General features: G+C 74.4%; 16 protein-coding genes and 2 pseudogenes. 12 read left to right on the top strand and 6 right to left on the bottom strand.

What is annotated here, in order from left to right; translation table 11 throughout:
- Positions 1–23: 23 nt before the first annotated feature.
- Genes O4J56_RS12845 through O4J56_RS12835 form a run of 3 tightly spaced genes read left to right on the top strand, consistent with a single transcriptional unit; the run spans position 24 to position 1,841 of the window.
- The gene (locus O4J56_RS12845; protein WP_270685975.1) at positions 24–827 is read left to right on the top strand and encodes an alpha/beta fold hydrolase; all 804 of its coding nucleotides are present in this window, start codon (positions 24–26) and stop codon (positions 825–827) included.
- Positions 824–1,588, top strand: coding sequence for an SDR family NAD(P)-dependent oxidoreductase (locus O4J56_RS12840; RefSeq protein ID WP_270685974.1), 765 nt, complete (start codon positions 824–826; stop codon positions 1,586–1,588). The genes O4J56_RS12845 and O4J56_RS12840 overlap by 4 nt, the downstream gene beginning before the upstream one ends.
- A 52-nt stretch (positions 1,589–1,640) precedes the next feature.
- Positions 1,641–1,841 (top strand): hypothetical protein, encoded by a 201-nt coding sequence (locus tag O4J56_RS12835; RefSeq protein WP_270685973.1) that lies wholly within the window; start codon positions 1,641–1,643, stop codon positions 1,839–1,841.
- A gap of 31 nt (positions 1,842–1,872) precedes the next feature.
- Here the strand turns inward: O4J56_RS12835 and O4J56_RS12830 are convergent, their stop codons facing one another.
- From O4J56_RS12830 to O4J56_RS12820, 3 genes are all read right to left on the bottom strand, one after another.
- Complete coding sequence (locus O4J56_RS12830) at positions 1,873–2,976, bottom strand: serine hydrolase domain-containing protein (RefSeq protein WP_270685972.1); 1,104 nt, start codon at positions 2,974–2,976, stop codon at positions 1,873–1,875.
- Positions 2,977–3,011: 35 nt separating this feature from the next.
- Entirely contained in the window at positions 3,012–3,737 is a 726-nt protein-coding gene (locus tag O4J56_RS12825) for a MerR family transcriptional regulator (protein WP_270685971.1), read from the bottom strand.
- A 71-nt stretch (positions 3,738–3,808) separates the two neighbouring features.
- Entirely contained in the window at positions 3,809–4,603 is a 795-nt protein-coding gene (locus O4J56_RS12820; protein WP_270685970.1) for an IclR family transcriptional regulator, read from the bottom strand.
- Positions 4,604–4,662: 59 nt separating this feature from the next.
- On the opposite strand from O4J56_RS12820, the gene O4J56_RS12815 reads away from it, so the two are divergent.
- The 3 genes and pseudogenes from O4J56_RS12815 to O4J56_RS12805 all read left to right on the top strand — a co-directional run.
- A complete protein-coding gene (locus O4J56_RS12815; protein WP_270685969.1) occupies positions 4,663–5,697 on the top strand; it encodes a 2-dehydro-3-deoxygalactonokinase in 1,035 nt (344 codons plus the stop codon).
- Positions 5,694–6,308: a 2-dehydro-3-deoxy-6-phosphogalactonate aldolase gene (locus tag O4J56_RS12810; RefSeq protein ID WP_270685968.1), complete on the top strand. Its 615-nt coding sequence runs from the start codon at positions 5,694–5,696 to the stop codon at positions 6,306–6,308. Before O4J56_RS12815 ends, O4J56_RS12810 begins: the two co-directional genes overlap by 4 nt.
- Before the next feature lie 48 nt (positions 6,309–6,356).
- Positions 6,357–6,638: pseudogene (locus O4J56_RS12805) on the top strand (galactonate dehydratase); the annotation flags it as partial.
- Positions 6,639–6,796: 158 nt separating this feature from the next.
- On the opposite strand, the pseudogene O4J56_RS12800 reads toward O4J56_RS12805, so the two are convergent.
- A pseudogene (locus O4J56_RS12800) lies at positions 6,797–7,909 on the bottom strand (RNA-guided endonuclease InsQ/TnpB family protein); the annotation flags it as partial.
- On the opposite strand from O4J56_RS12800, the gene O4J56_RS12795 reads away from it, so the two are divergent.
- The 4 genes from O4J56_RS12795 (at position 7,881) to O4J56_RS12780 (ending at position 11,630) form a co-directional block, all read left to right on the top strand.
- Positions 7,881–8,813 (top strand): MFS transporter, encoded by a 933-nt coding sequence (locus tag O4J56_RS12795; RefSeq protein ID WP_333563796.1) that lies wholly within the window; start codon positions 7,881–7,883, stop codon positions 8,811–8,813. The pseudogene O4J56_RS12800 and the gene O4J56_RS12795 sit on opposite strands and share 29 nt — an antisense overlap.
- Before the next feature lie 104 nt (positions 8,814–8,917).
- The gene (locus O4J56_RS12790) at positions 8,918–9,505 is read left to right on the top strand and encodes a PadR family transcriptional regulator (RefSeq protein ID WP_270685966.1); all 588 of its coding nucleotides are present in this window, start codon (positions 8,918–8,920) and stop codon (positions 9,503–9,505) included.
- Positions 9,502–11,037: an FAD-dependent monooxygenase gene (locus O4J56_RS12785; RefSeq protein ID WP_270685965.1), complete on the top strand. Its 1,536-nt coding sequence runs from the start codon at positions 9,502–9,504 to the stop codon at positions 11,035–11,037. Before O4J56_RS12790 ends, O4J56_RS12785 begins: the two co-directional genes overlap by 4 nt.
- Positions 11,034–11,630, top strand: a complete 597-nt coding sequence (locus O4J56_RS12780) for a DinB family protein (RefSeq protein WP_270685964.1) — start codon at positions 11,034–11,036, stop codon at positions 11,628–11,630. The genes O4J56_RS12785 and O4J56_RS12780 overlap by 4 nt, the downstream gene beginning before the upstream one ends.
- Here the strand turns inward: O4J56_RS12780 and O4J56_RS12775 are convergent.
- Entirely contained in the window at positions 11,601–11,990 is a 390-nt protein-coding gene (locus O4J56_RS12775) for a hypothetical protein (protein WP_270685963.1), read from the bottom strand. The genes O4J56_RS12780 and O4J56_RS12775 overlap by 30 nt on opposite strands.
- 396 nt (positions 11,991–12,386) lie before the next feature.
- Between O4J56_RS12775 and O4J56_RS12770 the strand changes: the two genes are divergently transcribed.
- Positions 12,387–12,965: a dihydrofolate reductase family protein gene (locus O4J56_RS12770; protein ID WP_270685962.1), complete on the top strand. Its 579-nt coding sequence runs from the start codon at positions 12,387–12,389 to the stop codon at positions 12,963–12,965.
- A gap of 40 nt (positions 12,966–13,005) precedes the next feature.
- Here the strand turns inward: O4J56_RS12770 and O4J56_RS12765 are convergent, their stop codons facing one another.
- Positions 13,006–14,319 carry a phosphoribosyltransferase family protein gene (locus O4J56_RS12765; protein ID WP_270685961.1) on the bottom strand — a complete coding sequence of 438 codons (1,314 nt, stop codon included), beginning with the start codon at positions 14,317–14,319 and terminating at the stop codon, positions 13,006–13,008.
- A gap of 339 nt (positions 14,320–14,658) precedes the next feature.
- On the opposite strand from O4J56_RS12765, the gene O4J56_RS12760 reads away from it, so the two are divergent.
- A complete protein-coding gene (locus O4J56_RS12760; RefSeq protein ID WP_270685960.1) occupies positions 14,659–16,098 on the top strand; it encodes a hypothetical protein in 1,440 nt (479 codons plus the stop codon).
- Positions 16,099–16,102 lie beyond the last annotated feature (4 nt).

The following is a 16,102-nucleotide window of genomic DNA, read 5'->3' as shown; positions in this document are numbered from 1 at the left end:
GCCCCACCGGGAGGTCCCCACCCATGTCCGACGCGCCTTCACGGGGCGAGCCCGCCCTCGACGACCTCGGCCCCGAGGACGGCCCACCCGTCCTCCTCTTCCACGGCCACCCCTTCGACCGCTCCATGTGGCGCCCCCAGGCCGAGCGCCTGGCCGCCGCAGGCCACCGCGCCCTCGTCCCCGACCTGCGCGGCTACGGCGCAGCCCCCGCGACCGATCCCACGACCCCCTTCGACGCATTCGCCCGCGACGGCGCCGCCCTGCTCGACCGCCTCGGCCTGGACGCGGCCGTCGTCGGCGGCCTGTCCATGGGCGGGCAGATCGCCATGGAGTTCCACCGCCTCTTCCCCGACCGCGTGCGCGGGCTGCTGCTCGCGGCCACCTCCGCCCCGCCGGAGACCCCCGAGGGCCGCGACCGGCGCGACGCCGCCGCCGACCGTGTCCTGGACGAGGGGATGGACGCCTACGCCCGGGAACTGCTCCCCGGCATGCTCGCCCCCGCCACCGCCGAGCGCGACCCGGACCTGGCCCGGTACGTACTGGAGATGATGCGCGCCGCACCGCCCCGGGGCGCCGTCGCCGGGCTGCGCGGCCGCGCCCGCCGCGCCGACCCGCGCCCCTCCCTGGCCCGCGCGGCCGTGCCGACCCTGGTGGTCGTCGGCACCGAGGACCCCTTCACCCCGGTGGAGGAGGCACACACCATCCGCGACCTGGTCCCCGGCGCCCGCCTCGAAGTCCTGCCCGGCACCGCCCACCTGCCCAACCTGGAGGACCCCGAGGGGTTCGGCCGGGCCCTCGACCCCCTGTTGGAGACAATCACCCCATGAGCACCGACAAGCACACCGTCTTCGTCACCGGCGCCAGCTCCGGGTTCGGCGCCGCCATCGCCCGCATGTTCGCCGGGGAGGGCCACCGGGTGGTGGCCGCCGCACGCCGCGCCGAGCGGCTCGCCGCGCTGGAGAAGGAGCTGGCGCCCCTGCTCCACCCCGTCACCGTGGACGTGCGCGACCGCGACTCCGTCGTCCGGGCGGCGGCGTCGCTGCCCGCCGGGTTCGCCGCCGTCGACGTGCTGGTCAACAACGCGGGCCTGGCCCTGGGGCTGGGGCCGGCGCAGGAGGCCGACCCGGACGAGTGGCAGCGCATGGTCGACACGAACTGCACGGGGCTGATCAACTGCACCCGCGCACTGCTGCCCGGCATGGTCGACCGGGGGCGCGGCCACGTCGTCAACATCGGCTCGGTCGCGGCCCACCACCCCTACCCGGGCGGGAACGTGTACGGGGCGACCAAGGCGTTCGTCAGCCAGTTCAGCCGCAACCTGCGCGCCGACCTGCACGGCACGGGGGTGCGGGTGACCTGTGTGGAGCCGGGGCTGACCGGCGGCACGGAGTTCTCCGAGGTGCGCTTCTCCGGCGACGCCGAGCGCGCGGCCGCGCCGTACGCCGGGACCGACCCGCTCACCCCGGAGGACGTGGCCGAGGCCGTGCACTGGGCGGTGTCCCGGCCCGCGCGGGTGAACATCAACACCGTGGAGATGATGCCGGTGGTCCAGAGCGCGGGCCCACTGCGCATCCACCGCGAGGGCTGAGGCGGCCGCGGGTCGCGGGCATACCCGCCGCCGCTCCGGGAAGGCCGCCCCCATGGATCTCAAAACCCTCCTGATCGGTGTGCTTCTCCTCCTCGCCTTCGTCGCCGCCGTGATCACCGTGCTCGTGCTGGTGGTCACGGCGGTCCGGCGGTCGGGCCGCTCGGCCTCACGCGGGATGGGCACCGGCGAGGGCGGCAGCGCCTTCCACGCCGGCACCGGTGTGGACTGGCCCTACGGCCGTGACGGCCGCTGAGGCCCCGCCCTCGGGATCCGGGCCGCCGGTCTCACGTCCCGGCCCGGTCGCACACCAGACGGTCGATCGCGTCGTTGATCAGCTTCTCGACCGGGAGCGCGTTCTCGTTCGGCGCCCACAGCGTGGTGAACAGGACCATCCCCCGGCTCCCGTCCTCGGTGAAGCCGCTGTGCGCGGTGTGGCCCGGCGTGTTCCCGGCGTGGCCCCAGTACGCGCCGCATGAGGAGGGGAACCGGCCGATCCCCAGGCCGTAGCGCGCGCCGGGCCACACGGAGTCCCATTCGGCGGCGGGGACGGTCTGCTTCATCGCGGCGAGCTGCGCCGGCGCCAGGAGCCCGCCCCCCAGGAGCGCCTGCCAGAACCGCATGAGGTCGGGCGCCGTGGTGATGAGGTCGCCCGCGGCGTCGAAGGGGGTCGGGTTCACCTCCGTGGTCTCCACGGGTTCGGCGCTGTCGGGGAACTCGGTGTAGCCCCTCGGGTGCGGGTCCGGAAGCCGCGGGTCGTCGCCGGGCGCGAAGGTGCCGTCCAGGCCGAGGGGCCGGATGATCCGGTCCCTCACCTCCTCCGCTCGCCGGTTCCCCGTCACCTTCTCGATGATCATCCCGGCGAGGACGTAGTTGGTGTTCGTGTAACTCCAGCGCTGGTCACCCGGTTCGGGCAGCCACTTCGGCTCGTGCCGCATGGCCATGGCCACGAGCTCCTCGGAGGTGTAGGAGTCGTACCGGTGCTCCTGGAAGTCCTTCGTGCTCCAGATCGGAACGTCGTAGATGTACTCGGCGAGCCCGCTCGTCTGCTGGAGCAGGCGCCTGACCGTGATCCTGGTGCCGTCGTTGCCGTTGCCGCGGACGACGCCGGGCAGCCGGTCCTCGACCGTGTCGTCGAGGGAGAGCCGCCCTTCCCCCACCAGCTGGAGGACGACCACGGCGGTGAAGGTCTTGCCGGTGCTGCCCATCCGGAAGCTGCTGTCGTGGGCGATCGGCGTGTCCGATGCGCGGTCGGCCGAGCCGCAGCGGGCGGTGAGCACCTCCCGGCCGGTGTGCGCCGCGGCGAGGAGCCCGGGGACCCCTTTCGCGTGGACGGCCTCCAGGTCGGCCTGCAGGGTCGATCGGTCGTATGCGCGAGGTGTCTTCGTCATGGGCCCGATGCTCGACCCCTGACGCAGGGTCAAGGTCAAGCCTTTTCGGCCCGCCGGTCCCGGAGGAGCGTGTAGAGCCTGCGTATCCCCGGCGATGAGCTGTCGATGAGGGCGTCGACCAGGCCGAGCTCCGCAGGGCGGTCCCCGTCGTCGCCCGGGTCGAACCGGGAGAGCCAGGCGGTGATGCGGTCGGCGAGCCCTGGAAGCCGGGGGTCGTTCGGCGGCCAGTCGAAGGCCTCGTCCAAGGCGAGGTAGACGCCCTGGGACTCGGGGTCGGCCAGGAGCTCCTTCTTCGTCGCCGCCCACTCGGGTACGGACCGCGGCGACAGCGCCGACAGCAGGATCCAGGCGTCGCGCTCGACGCGTATCTGCCGTTCGCTGATGCCGATGGCGCGGAGCAGGTCGAGGAGCCCGATGACGCCGTCGGGCAGGAAGGCCCGGTCTCCGGCGGCGAGCCCGGCGATCCGGCGGCGGTGCTCGGTGAGCTCGTCGATCTTGCGCCGCAGGGCCGCGTCGATCTCGGTGACCGCCCGGGCGAACTCCGCGGGTCCCGCGCCGAGCAGCTCCTCGACGCGGGCGAGGGGGACGCCGGCGTCGGCGAGCGTCCTGATCCTGATGAGGTCGACGACGGCCTGCGCGTCGTACCTGCGATAGCCGGACGCGTCGGGCGCGGGCTCGGGGAGGAGGCCGCGCTGGTGGTAGTGGCGTACCGCCCGCACCGTCACCCCGGCGTGGGCGGCGAGCTGACCGATCGTGAGCACGGTCCCTCCGGGGGGCAGAGGCGTGGGGCGGCCTGGGCGGGGACGCCCGCAGGATACCCCTCGCCCGTCTCTCAGCGGCGCCTGCCGCGGTAGCCCATCTCCGCCGAGATGTCCGCGGCGGCGCCCTGTACGCGCGGAACGAGTTCGCGCATGCGCTCGGCCGGCATGTAGGGCGCCGTCGCCGAGATGCTCACGGCGCCCACGATCGCGTCCGACCCGTCCCGCACCGGCGCCGCCACGCAGCGGATGCCCGGCTCGTTCTCCTCCATGTCGTAGGAGTATCCGCCCGCGCGGTAGTGCTCCATCCGCGCCACGAAGTCCTCCTCGGCCGCCTCGCCCGCCCGGCGCGCCGACGGGGACGCCGCCGCCTCGTCGGCCGGCCCCTCCGCACGCCAGCGCTCGACCCAGCGCTCCCGCGCGTCCAGCAGCAGCGCCTTGCCGATCCCGGTCCGCGTCAGCGGCATGCGCTGCCCCACGCGCGACCGCATCTCCGCACCCCGCTGCCCCGGGATCTTCACCAGGTACAGGACCGACCCGTGGTCCTCCACGGCCAGGTGCACGGTGTCGCGCACCTCGTCGGCCAGCGCCTGCAGGTGCGCACCGGCCACGCTCGCCAGCGGGTTGGACGACAGCGCGCCGAAGCCCAGCTCGATCAGGGTGGGCCCCAGGGACAGGCCGTGCGGGGTGTCGCGCAGGTACCCCTCCCCGCGCAGCGTCTGCACCAGGCGGTACAGCGTGCTGCGGCGCAGCCCGGTCCGTTCCTGGAGCGTGGGCACGTCCCGCACGCCGTCGGCCACCAGGCGCACCAGCGCCAGCCCGTTCAGAAGCGTCTGCGCGCCCTTGGGCGCCTCACCATCGGATGCCATGCGTCCGACTATATGGGACGCGATTGCACACTATGGGACCCGCTTCTAACGTGCGTGACATGCAGCACCCCCACACGACCCCGGCCCCCGCCCTGGTGGCGGCGGACTGGGGCACCACCTCCCTGCGCGCCTGGGCCCTGGCACCGGACGGCGCCGTCCTGGGCTCCGTCCGCTCCCCGCACGGGCTGCGGCCGGTGACCGCCCTGGCCGCCGAGCGCGGCGTCCCCGCCGGCCGGGCCTTCGCCGACGTCCTGGCCGAGGTCGCGGCCGGGCTCGGGGCCGACGGCGTGCCCGCGCTGGCGTGCGGCATGGTCGGCAGCGACGGCGGCTGGTCCCCCGTCCCGCACCTGCGGCCGCCGCTGCCCGCCGTCCCCGAGTCCTTCGAGCCGCACCGCGTGCCCGGCGCCGACCCGCCGGTCTGGATCGTGCCGGGCCTGCGCACCTCCCCCGCCGGCGCCTCCGGCGCGCCGGACGTCATCCGCGGCGAGGAGACCCAGGTCCTCGGCGCCCTGGAGCGGCTCGGCCGCCCCGAGGAGGCGACCCTGGTCCTGCCCGGCACCCACACCAAGTGGCTGCGGGTCGCGGGCGGGGCCGTCACCGGCTTCACCACCGCCATGACCGGCGAGATCCACGCCGCGCTGATGGAGCACACCATCCTCGGCGACCCCGCCCGCGCCGCCGTGCCCACCGACGGCGGAGCACACCCGGACACCACCGGCGCGGCGTTCGACGCCGGGGCCGACCACGGCCTGGCCCACCCCGAACGGCCGCTCGCCGCGCGCCTGTTCAGCGCCCGCACCCGCCACCTGGACGGCGAGATCGGCGCGCACGACGTCGCCGACTACGTGTCGGGCCTGCTCATCGCCGACGAGACCGAGCGCATGCTCGCCCTCACCCGGGCCGCCGCCGTCGTGCTGTGCGCGGACGGCGCGCTCGGCCCTCGCTACCGGCGCGCCCTGGAGCGCCAGGGCGTCCGGGCCCGGCTGCTGGAGGACACCGCCCTGGACGGCCTGACCGCCCTGGCCCGCGCCTTCGGCCTCCTTCGGGCGCCCGCCGCACGACCCTCGGCACGCACATCGGAAGGACCGGCATGACCACCGCACCCATCGGCCTGATCGCCATCCTGCGCGGGCTGACCCCGGCCGAGGCCCCGGCCGTCGGGGACGCCCTCTACGGCGCCGGCCTGCGCGCGATCGAGGTCCCGCTCAACTCGCCCGACCCCCTGGACTCCGTCCGTGAGCTGCGCGCGCGCCTCCCCGGGGACTGCCGCGTCGGCGCGGGGACGGTGCTCACCCCCGGGCAGGTCGCGGATGCCGCCGAAGCGGGCGCCCGGATGATCGTCGCCCCCAACACCGACCCCGCGGTCATCTCCGCCGCCGCCGAGCTCGGCCTGGACTGCTACCCGGGCGCCGCCACCCCCACGGAGGCCTTCACCGCCGTGGCCGCCGGGGCGTCGGCGCTCAAGCTCTTCCCCGCCGACCACATCGGCGTCTCCGGCATGAAGGCCTGGTCGAGCGTGCTCCCCGCGGGCACGCCGCTGCTGCCCGTGGGCGGCGTCGACGAGGCCAACCTGGGCGACTGGCTCGCCGCCGGAGCCGCGGGGGCCGGGATCGGCTCGTCCCTGTACCGGCCGGGGGACGCCCCCGGCGCCGTCGCCGAGCGGGCCCACGCCCTGACCGCGTGCTGGGCCCGGCACACCCGCTGACGGCCCAGCTACCCACCGCCCGCACGCACCACCCGAAAGGCCCGCACCCCGATGAAGATCACATCCGTCACCACCTACACCGTCCCCCCGCGCTGGCTGTTCGTGAAGGTCGCCACGGACGAGGGCGTCACCGGCTGGGGCGAGCCGGTCCTGGAGGGCCGCGCCGCCACCGTCGCCGCGGCCGTGGAGGAGCTGGCCGACGTCCTCGTGGGCAAGGACCCCCGCCTCATCGAGGACCACTGGACCGTCATGTACCGCGGCGGGTTCTACCGCGGCGGCGGCATCCACATGAGCGCCCTGGCCGGGCTCGACCAGGCCCTGTGGGACATCAAGGACAAGGCGCGCGCTGACACTGGATCTTCGTGGCATCTCCCCTGCCTTAAGGCGGGGGCTTCGTGCCCTTGCGGGAACGAGCTTCCTGGTTCATCGGGCCGTGCCTTCCCGGAGGACTCCGGGGTCGGTCTTACCAGCTCTCCACAGGCGTTTCAGCTCTCCGCCAGCCCGGCGGCGAGTATGTTGCGGGCCGCGTTGACGTCGCGGTCGTGCAGGGTTCCGCACTGCGGGCACGTCCACGACCGCACGTTCAGCGGCATCCTGTCGTTGATGTGGCTGCACCCCGGCGTGGAGCACAGCTTGGAGCCGGGGAACCACCGGTCCACGAGCAGGAGCCGGCGCCCGTACCAGCCGGTCTTGTACTCCAGCATGTTCCGCAGCCCGTACCAGGCCGCATCCGAGATGGCGCGGGCCAGGGAGTGGTTCTTGACCATGTTGCGTACGGACAGGTCCTCGATGGCCAGGGCTTGGTTTTCGCGTACCAGCCGGGAGGACAGCTTGTGCAGGTGGTCGCGCCGCCGGTCGGCGATGCGTGCGTGGACGCGGGCGACCCTGATCCGGGCCTTGGCCCGGTTGTTCGACCCCTTGGCCTTGCGGGACAGGGCCTTGTGCGCCTTGGCCAGCTTGCGCCGGTCGCGGCGTTCGTGGCGCGGGTTGGCCACCTTCTCCCCGGTGGACAGGGTGACCAGGTGGTCCAGGCCCGCGTCGATCCCCACGGCCTCGTCCGTGGCCGGGTGCGCGGTGACGGTCTCCTCCACCAGCAGGGAGACGAACCAGCGGCCCGCCGCATCGCACGACACGGTGACCGTGGACGGCTCGGCGCCCTCCGGGAGCGGACGGTGCCACACGATGTCCAGCGGCTCCGTGGTCTTGGCCAGCTTCAACTCCCCGTCCCGGAAGGTGAACGCGTTGTTCTGGAACGTCGCCGACTTCCGAGACTTCTTCCGCGACTTCAAGCGCGGGTACATGGCCCGCTTGGCGAAGAAGTTGTTGAGCGCCGCCTGCTGGGCGCGCAGCGCCTGCTGGAGTGGGACGTTCGACACCTCGCGCAGGAACGACAGCTCCTCGTCCTGCTTCCAGCTCGTGAGCCACTTGGCCGTTTCCGCGTAGGAGGTGTTCTTGCCCTCGTCCTTGTAGCGGCGGGTGCGCTCGGCGAGCGCCTTGTTCCAGACGACCCGGATGCAGCCGAACGTACGGTGCAGGAGCACCGCCTGCTCGGCTGTGGGGTAGAAGCGGTACTTGTACGCCCGCTTGATCGCCTGGGACACGTTTAACACCATAGCGCACGTTCGTGTCAGTGCGGGCCGGTGCCGACCTGTCCCCGCCCTAAGGACGGGGTTCGCCGCCTTCAGAGTCAGGATCACCACCGGGCTGGCCAGCGTGGTGTGGGGCGCGGTGTGGTGGCTGGTCTACCGCGAGCCCAAGCGGATGCGCATGGCCAACGCGGCCGAGGTGGAGCACATCCGCGGGGGCGGCGGACTGGTCGACCTGGAGGACGCGCCCCCGCCGCGCAAGATCCCCTCGTGGTCCGACTTCGCCGCGGTGCTGGCCAACCGCAAGCTGTGGGGCATCTACCTCGGCCAGTTCTGCCTGACCTCCACCCTGTGGTTCTTCCTCACCTGGTTCCCCACCTACCTCGTGGAGTACCGGGGGATGGACTACATCCAGTCCGGGCTGCTGGTGTCCCTGCCGTACGTGGCGGCCGTGGCCGGGGTCCTGCTGTCGGGGTTCGCCTCGGACGCGCTGGTCCGCCGCGGCGCCTCGCTGGGCCTGGCCCGCAAGGGGCCGATCACCGTGGGGCTGCTGCTGTCCACCGCCATGATCGGCGCGAACTTCACCGACAGCACGGCCTGGGTCATCGCCTTCCTGTGCATCGCCTTCTTCGGCAACGGGTTCGCCTCGATCACCTGGTCGCTGGTGTCGGCGCTGGCGCCGCGGCGGCTGATCGGCAGCACCGGCGGGGTGTTCAACTTCATCGGCAACCTGTCCTCGATCGCCACCCCGATCGTCATCGGCCTGCTGGTCTCCGAGACCAGCTTCGCGCCGGGGTTCGTGTACATCACGGCGGTCACCGTCGTCGGGATCCTCTCCTACACCCTGCTCGTGGGGCGTGTGGAGCGCCAGCCCGACCCGGAGGAGGACGCGGGGCGCGCGGACGCCGCCTCCGCCTGAGGGGGCACCCGAGGGCACCGCGGCCCCGCCGGCACGTGCCGGCGGGGCGGTTCCCGGCTATAGTATTCGGAACCGAATAGTCGATTCCGAATACGGAGGTGCGCATGCCCGCCCGAAGCGCGGCCGACAACCCGCTGGCCCTCGCCGTCATGGGGCTGCTCCTGGAGAAGCCCATGCACCCCTACGAGATGATGTCCACCCTGCGCGAGCGCGGCCTCGACTCCGCCTTCAAACTCAGCACGGGCACCCTCTACGACACCGTCCGCGCCCTGCTCCGCGACGACCGGATCCGCGACGCGGGCACCGGCAGCGACGGCAACCGGCCCCAGCGCACCGTCTACGCCCTCACCGACACCGGCCGCACCGCCTTCACCGAGCGCCTCGACGCGCTCATCCGCGTCCCCGCCGACGACGAGTACCCCAAGTTCGTCTCCGCCGTCGCCTACATCGGCGCCCTGGGCGCCGAAGCCGCCGCCGGAGCCCTCACCGAGCGCGCGGACCGGCTCGCCGAGCGCGCCGAGCGGCTGCGCAGCGGCCTGGACTCCGCGCTCGGCGAATCCGGCCTGCCCCGCCTGTTCATGATCGAGGTCGAGTACGCGCTGCACATGATCGCCGCCGAGCGCGAATGGGTGCTCGCCACCGCCGAAGAGCTGCGCTCCGGCGCCCTGCCCCACCCGGAGGAGCACCGATGACCCGCCGCCCGACCGCAGACGTCCTCATCATCGGCGCCGGTCCCGCCGGCCTGCTCCTGGCCGTCGAACTCGCCGCCGAAGGCGTGGACACCCTCGTCGTCGAACGCGACGCGCGGCGCCCCCGCCGCTCGCGCGGCTTCACCCTCAACGCCCGCAGCCTCGACCTGCTCGCCCGCCGCGGCCTGGCCGCCCCCTTCCTCGCCGAAGGGCACCCCGCCCCGCACGCGCCCTCGGTCGGCCTGCCCGTCACCGCCGACCTGGACGGCGCCGCCACCGACCACCCCTTCACCCTGGGCATCCCGCAGCTGCGCGTCGAGGAGATCCTGGAGGAGCACGCCCTGGCCCACGGCGCCCGCCTGCTGCGCGGCCACCGGCTCGACGCCCTGCGCCAGGACGCCGACGGCACCACCGCCCGCGTCACCGCCGACCCTGACGGCCCTGACGAGCCTGACGGCCCTGTCGAGATCACCGCCGCCTTCGCCGTCGGCTGCGACGGGGGCCGCAGCACCGTCCGCAAGCAGGCCGGGATCGGCTTCCCCGGCACCCCCGCCACCACCTGGACCCTCCTGGGCGACGTCGTCCCCGCCGACCCGGCCGACCTCACGCCCGGCCCGCACACCGGCCCCGGCGGCACCGTCTTCGTCCTGCCCCGCCCCGGATACGTCCGCGCCATGCTCACCGACCCGGCCCCGCCCGACGACCCGCGCTCCCCCGTCACGCCCGGCATCTTCGCCGAGGCCCTGGAGGGCGCCCTGGGCCGCCCCGTCCCGCTGGCGGACCACATCTGGCTCACCCGCTTCGGCGACGCCGCCCGCCTCGCCGACCGCTACCGCGACGGCCGCGTGCTGCTCGCCGGGGACGCCGCGCACATCCACCCGCCCGCCGGCGCCATCGGCGTCAACGTCGCCCTCGAAGACGCCCACAACCTCGGCTGGAAGCTCGCCCGCACCGTCCAGGGCACCGCCCCGGACGCCCTGCTCGACACCTACGAGGCCGAACGCCGCCCCGCCGCCGAGCGCGTCCTCGCCCACACCCGCGCCCAGGCGCTCCTCAACGGGGGCGACCCCGGCCTGCGGCCCCTCGCGGACCTGCTCACGCACCTGGTGTCCCGCCCCGGAGGGCCGGCCGCGCTCGCCGAGACCCTCCTCGGCCTGGACACCCGCCACCCCATGGGCGCCGACGACCCCGGCGCCCACCCCTGGCTCGGCCGCCTGGCCCCCGACCTGGACCTGGTCGCCGAGGGGCGCCGCGTCCGCCTGTCCGAGCTGGTGGCCGGGCGCCGCGCGCTCCTGGTCGCCCTCAACGGCGCCGACGCACCCGAGGGGGCGCGGGAGGCCGGGGTCCGCACCGTCCGCGCCCACTGCGCCGCCGCCCACGGCGCGGCCGCGCTCCTGCTCCGCCCCGACGGCCACACCGCGTGGGTGCGCACCGCCGACGGGCGCGAGACCGGAGACCTGGGGGACGCCGTGGCCCGCTGGTGCGGCAAAACCGATGGCGGCGTTCCCGAGCCCGCTGCCAGACTTCGGCCGTGACCGACACCGACACCCCCGACACCGAACCCCGCGTGGCGCTCCTCCTCGGACAGCTCGACATCGCCTGGGCGCTCTTCGAGCACCACCTGGAGGGCATCGACGACCGTGCCGCGCTCTGGGAGCCCGCCCCCGGCGCGTGGAGCGTGCGGCCCGGCCCCGGCGGGGCGTGGACGCCCGACTGGCAGGTCCCCGAACCCGACCCGGCGCCGCCCGTCACCATCGCCTGGACCATGTGGCACATCAGCTACTGGTGGTCGACCGTGCACGAGGTCTGCTTCGGCGGCGGCCGAGCGCCCGAGCGCACCTCCATCACCTGGCCCGGGAGCGCGCAGGCGGCCGCCGGGGAGCTGCGCGGACTGCACGCCGCCTGGCGCACGGCGCTGGAGGGGGCCACCGCCGCCGACCTCGATTCGGCCGACCGGACCGCCGCCCTGCCGTGGCCGGTCGAGATGACCCTCGGCGACGCGGCCGGCTGGGTCACCGTCGAGCTGACGAAGAACGTGTCCGAGATCGGCCTGCTGCGCCACCTGTACCTGAACCGGCCCGGGCAGCGCCCCGAGGCCTCACAGGGCGCCGGTGGAGAACGCCCATAGGGGCAGGAGCAGGTCGAAGACCATGACGGCCAGGAGGAGGACGTAGACCACGGCCCGGGAGAGGCGGTGCACCACCCGGTCGAACCGCCCGACCCGGCCGCCGGGCCCGTCCTCCCCGCCGCTCTCGTCCTCGTCCTCGTCCCCGTGCGCGCGCACCACCCAGAACGCGGCGGCCGCGGTGGCGGCGACGGCGGCCACCAGGACCGCCCACAGGTCCCAGGCCCCCAGTCCGACGGCCCGCTCGACGGGCGCCCGGAAGAAGAGGAGGAGCGGGAGCGAGGCGACGGCGGCCGTCCCCGCGACCGCGACGACCGCGGTCGCCGCCAGCCCCGCGGCGAACCCGAGCACGGGGAACCGCACCGCGAACCGCCGGGGAAGGGGCGTTCGGGGCGCGGGCGTGTTCTTCGGCGGTTCACCACACATGGCGGCCTCCCGTGGGTCTGGGGTCCCACAGTATTGCGCCGCGCTCCGACACCGGAGAGGAGGCCCGAGCGACGGGCCACGCCCGCGGGCCGTCGGTCAGGGCGTCGACCGCGTTCTGGGCCTCCTCCGTGCCGGAACCGGCCCCGGACACGAGCGAGAGGGCCTTGGACCCCACCGTCGGAACGGTGCTGCGCGTCGACGGCGGCATCGGGGACCCCGTCTCCAAAGTCGGTGGCCCCCAGTGCGCATGGCGGCCTCTCGAAGGTCATAGGGCTCCAGTAACGTGCGGGACTCCGGTGGTGCGCCACGCCCCGACTCCGAGGAGGACCCTCGATGCGCAAGGTGACCTATTCGCTGACGGCCTCGCTCGACGGCTACATCGTCGACCCGGAGGGCGGTTTCGACTTCGCGCCGCCCGACGATGAGCTCTTCCGCTTCGCCACCGACGAGGTGCGCGCACACGATGTCCACCTGCTGGGGCGGCGGCTCTACGAGACGATGCTGTTCTGGGAGGACGCCGAGTGGCGGACCCCCGACCGCGACCGCTCGCGGGACACGGCGATGCTCGAATTCGCCGGGGTGTGGAACCCCCTGCCGAAGGTGGTCTTCTCCACCACGCTGTCACAGGTGCGGGGCAGCGCCCGGCTGGCCTCCGGGAGCGTGGCGGAGGAGATCGAGCGGCTGCGTGCCGAGCCGGGCGAGGGCGACATCGCGATCGGCGGCGCGACCCTCGCCCATGAGGCCGCCGCGGCGGACCTGATCGACGAGTACCGCGTGCGGGTCTGCCCGGTCCTCGTCGGAGGGGGCATCCCGTACTTCGCCCATCAGGCGCGCCATGTGGACCTCGAACTCGTCGAGACCCGCACCTTCGACTCGGGGGTCGTCTTCCTCCACCACCGCGTGGTGCGCTGAAGGACCTGCGGGGGGAGCCCTCCCCGCCGTGCCCCTCCCCTCAGGCCTCGGCCCCCGGCCGCAGGTGGCGCACGAACCAGTCCGCCGCGAGCTCCGCCACCCGGTCCAGGGCCCCGGGCTCCTCGAACAGGTGGCCCGACCCGGGAACGACCTCCAGGGCGGACTCGCAGGCGATCTCCTCCTGCGCCCTCCGGTTCAGGTCCAGCACCGCCGTGTCCGCCCCGCCGACGATGAGCAGGGTCGGCGCCCGCACCTCCGCCAGCCGTGCGCCGGCCAGGTCGGGGCGGCCTCCGCGGGACACCACGGCTGCGGTCCCCGACGGCGCGTCCGCCGCCGCCACCAGTGCCGCCGCCGCTCCGGTGCTCGCGCCGAAGTACCCGGTCGGCAGGTGCGCCGCCTCGGGGCGGGCGCGCAGCCACTCGGCGGCGCCGCGCAGCCGCTCGGCCAGCAGGCGGATGTCGAACACCAGCCCCCGGTCATCGCCCTCCTCCTCGGTGAGCAGGTCGAACAGGAGCGTTCCCAGCCCGGCGCCGTTCAGCGCCCCGGCCACGCGCACGTTGCGCGGGCTGTGCCGGCCGCTGCCGCTCCCGTGCGCGAAGACGACCGTTCCGAGCGCCCCCTCGGGCACGGTCAGGTGCCCCTCCAGCCGCACCCCGGCCGCCTCCACCTCCACCTCGGCGTCCGCGCCCGGCCCGGCGGGGCCGCTGTGCTCCCGCAGCAGCCCGATGACCTCCTCGTCGGTGGTCTGGGCGAAGTCGGCGTACCACTCGCCCACCGCCTGGAACCACTCGGGCGCCGTCAGGCACACCACCTCGTCCGCGTCCCGGGCCAGGGACCGCAGCGCGGTGGGCGCGCCGACCGGCACCGCCAGCACCACCCGCACGGCGCCCTGGGCGCGGGCCACCCGGCAGGCGGCACGGGCGGTGGATCCGGTGGCCACTCCGTCGTCGACCACCACCGCCGTGCGCCCGGCCGGGGAGGTGCGCGGACGCCCTTCGCGGAACAGCGCCGCCCGCCGTTCGAGCTCGGCGCGCTCGCTCCGTTCGACCGCCTGCAGCGCCTCCTCGCCGACGGCGTGCCCGCGCACCACCTCGTCGTTGAGGATGCGCACGCCGCCCTCGCCGATGGCGCCCATGGCCAGTTCCTCGTGGCCGGGCAGGCCGAGCTTGCGGACGGCGATGATGTCCAGGGGGGCGCCGAGCTCCTCGGCGACCCTGTGCCCGACGGGGACGCCGCCGCGCGGCAGCGCCAGCACGATGGGCTCCTTGTCCGCCTCGCCGCCGCGCGCGAGCCGCCGTCCCAGGCGGCGCCCCGCGTCGTCACGGTCGTCGAAGGCGCGCTGCGTGAATGCCATGGCCGCATCCCCCTTCACCTGGACTCCTGCCCGGCACCGCGGGGCGAATGCCCGGTTTCACCACCTTTACGATGAAGATTCGGGTTGAGGGACGGAACGCGGCTTGCGGGGCGGGGAAGGGCTTGCCATACTCGGCCGCATGATGAACGGAACCAGTGGAAAGGGCGCCCTGCGCCCCTGCCGGTGAGCGCCGCGCGGGGGCCGGCCCCCGCCGAACGGCCGATCACGCTCCTGGCACACGCACGATCACTGTCCGCGCTGCACGGCGACGGCCCCTGGCCCGCCGGCGGCGCCCCGCTCCCCGATGAACCCCCGCGCCGCGGGCGCGGCGGCCCGTCCATGCCGAGCGTCGTGATGGACGGGATCCAGACCCACCACTTCCGGGCGCCCGACACACCCGCCGCCGCCGAACGGATCGCCGACCGCGTCGCCGCCCTCGCCGCCGACTTCGACGCGGCGGGCGCGGCCGAGCTGCACGACCTGCTCGCCGAGCAGCGGGCCCTCGCGATCGCCGACGACCTCCTGCGGATGATCCGCACCCGCCGCGGACCCGAAGGCCTCTCCTCGGAGGGCCTGCGGACCACGGCCCTGTGGCTGTGCGAGCACGGCACCCGCCGGGAGGCGGTCAAGATCGGCATCGCCCTGCTCGGCGAGACGGCGCAGGAGCCCGACCTGGAGCTGCTGCTCCGGCTCGGAGCGCTGGAAGAACTCACCCTGTTCGCGGTCGTGGCGGTGAAGAAGAACTGGGCCGCCCCCGGGGTGTACCGGCTGGCCCGGAGGGTCGAGGGGTGGGGGCGCATCCACGCCGTCGAACGCCTCAAGGGCTGCGACGACCCGCAGGTCAAGGCGTGGCTGCTGCGCGGCGGGTACCGCAACGGCGTGCTCGACGAGTACCTGTCCTGGATCGCGGCGACCACCGGGGACCTGCTCGGCGCCCTGCAGGCGCCGTCGGTCGACGACGAACTGCTGGACGGGGCCGGGGGAATCCTGCACTCCCTGGCGGTCGGCGGCCCGGCCGAGGACATCCGGCACTACGACGACGCGCTCGCCGCCCTGCACCGCTACATCGACCTCGTGGGCGAGGCCGAGCCGACACTCCGCCGCCTCTGCGACCTCGCGCAGATCACCCGGCTGCTCCGCGGCGACCGGAAGGGTCTGGATTGGCCGGAGGGCGCGCGTGAGCAGGTGGTGGCCCGGATCGACCGGCTGTTGGAGCGACCCGTGTGGAGCCGTATCGCGCTGGCGCACCTGGCCGAGCCCGAGGACGACTACACCTTCAACAAGGCCTTGTCCTGCGCCTTCGAGCTGGGCCTAGAGGTGCGCGGGCACGTCCTGGACCACCTGGAGGACAATCCCGGCAACCGCTTCGTCTGGCAGTGGGCCATGCTGTGGGCGAGTGCCGAGGACGTCGGTGAGCTGGTGGCATGCGCCGAGCATCTGCTGCTGCTCAACCCCCTCGGCGGCGGGCCCGAGGAGGGCACGGGCTCCGGCGGTCGGGAGGTCGACATCGACGACATTCTCGGTGTCATCGTGCAGGAGCTGGGCCGCTTCCCCGGTGCGGGCACGGCGCTGGTCCGCGCGGCCCTGGTCGGCGACATGCCCTGGAACCGCAACATGGCCCTGCGCACCCTGACCGCATGGTCGGAACACGACCCGGCCGCCCTTCCCGCCGACGCGGCCGAGTGGTTGCACACCGCAGAACAACAGGAACCGAACGAGAAGGTCCGGGAGACGATCGTCGGCCTCCTCACGGCCCTCCCACCCACCCCGCCCACCTGACCGG

It is taken from the genome of Nocardiopsis endophytica (assembly GCF_027706725.1).
Taxonomy (GTDB): domain Bacteria; phylum Actinomycetota; class Actinomycetes; order Streptosporangiales; family Streptosporangiaceae; genus Nocardiopsis_A; species Nocardiopsis_A endophytica.
Note: the sequence above shows the minus strand (reverse complement) of the source record. Positions and strands in the feature narration are given on the sequence as shown.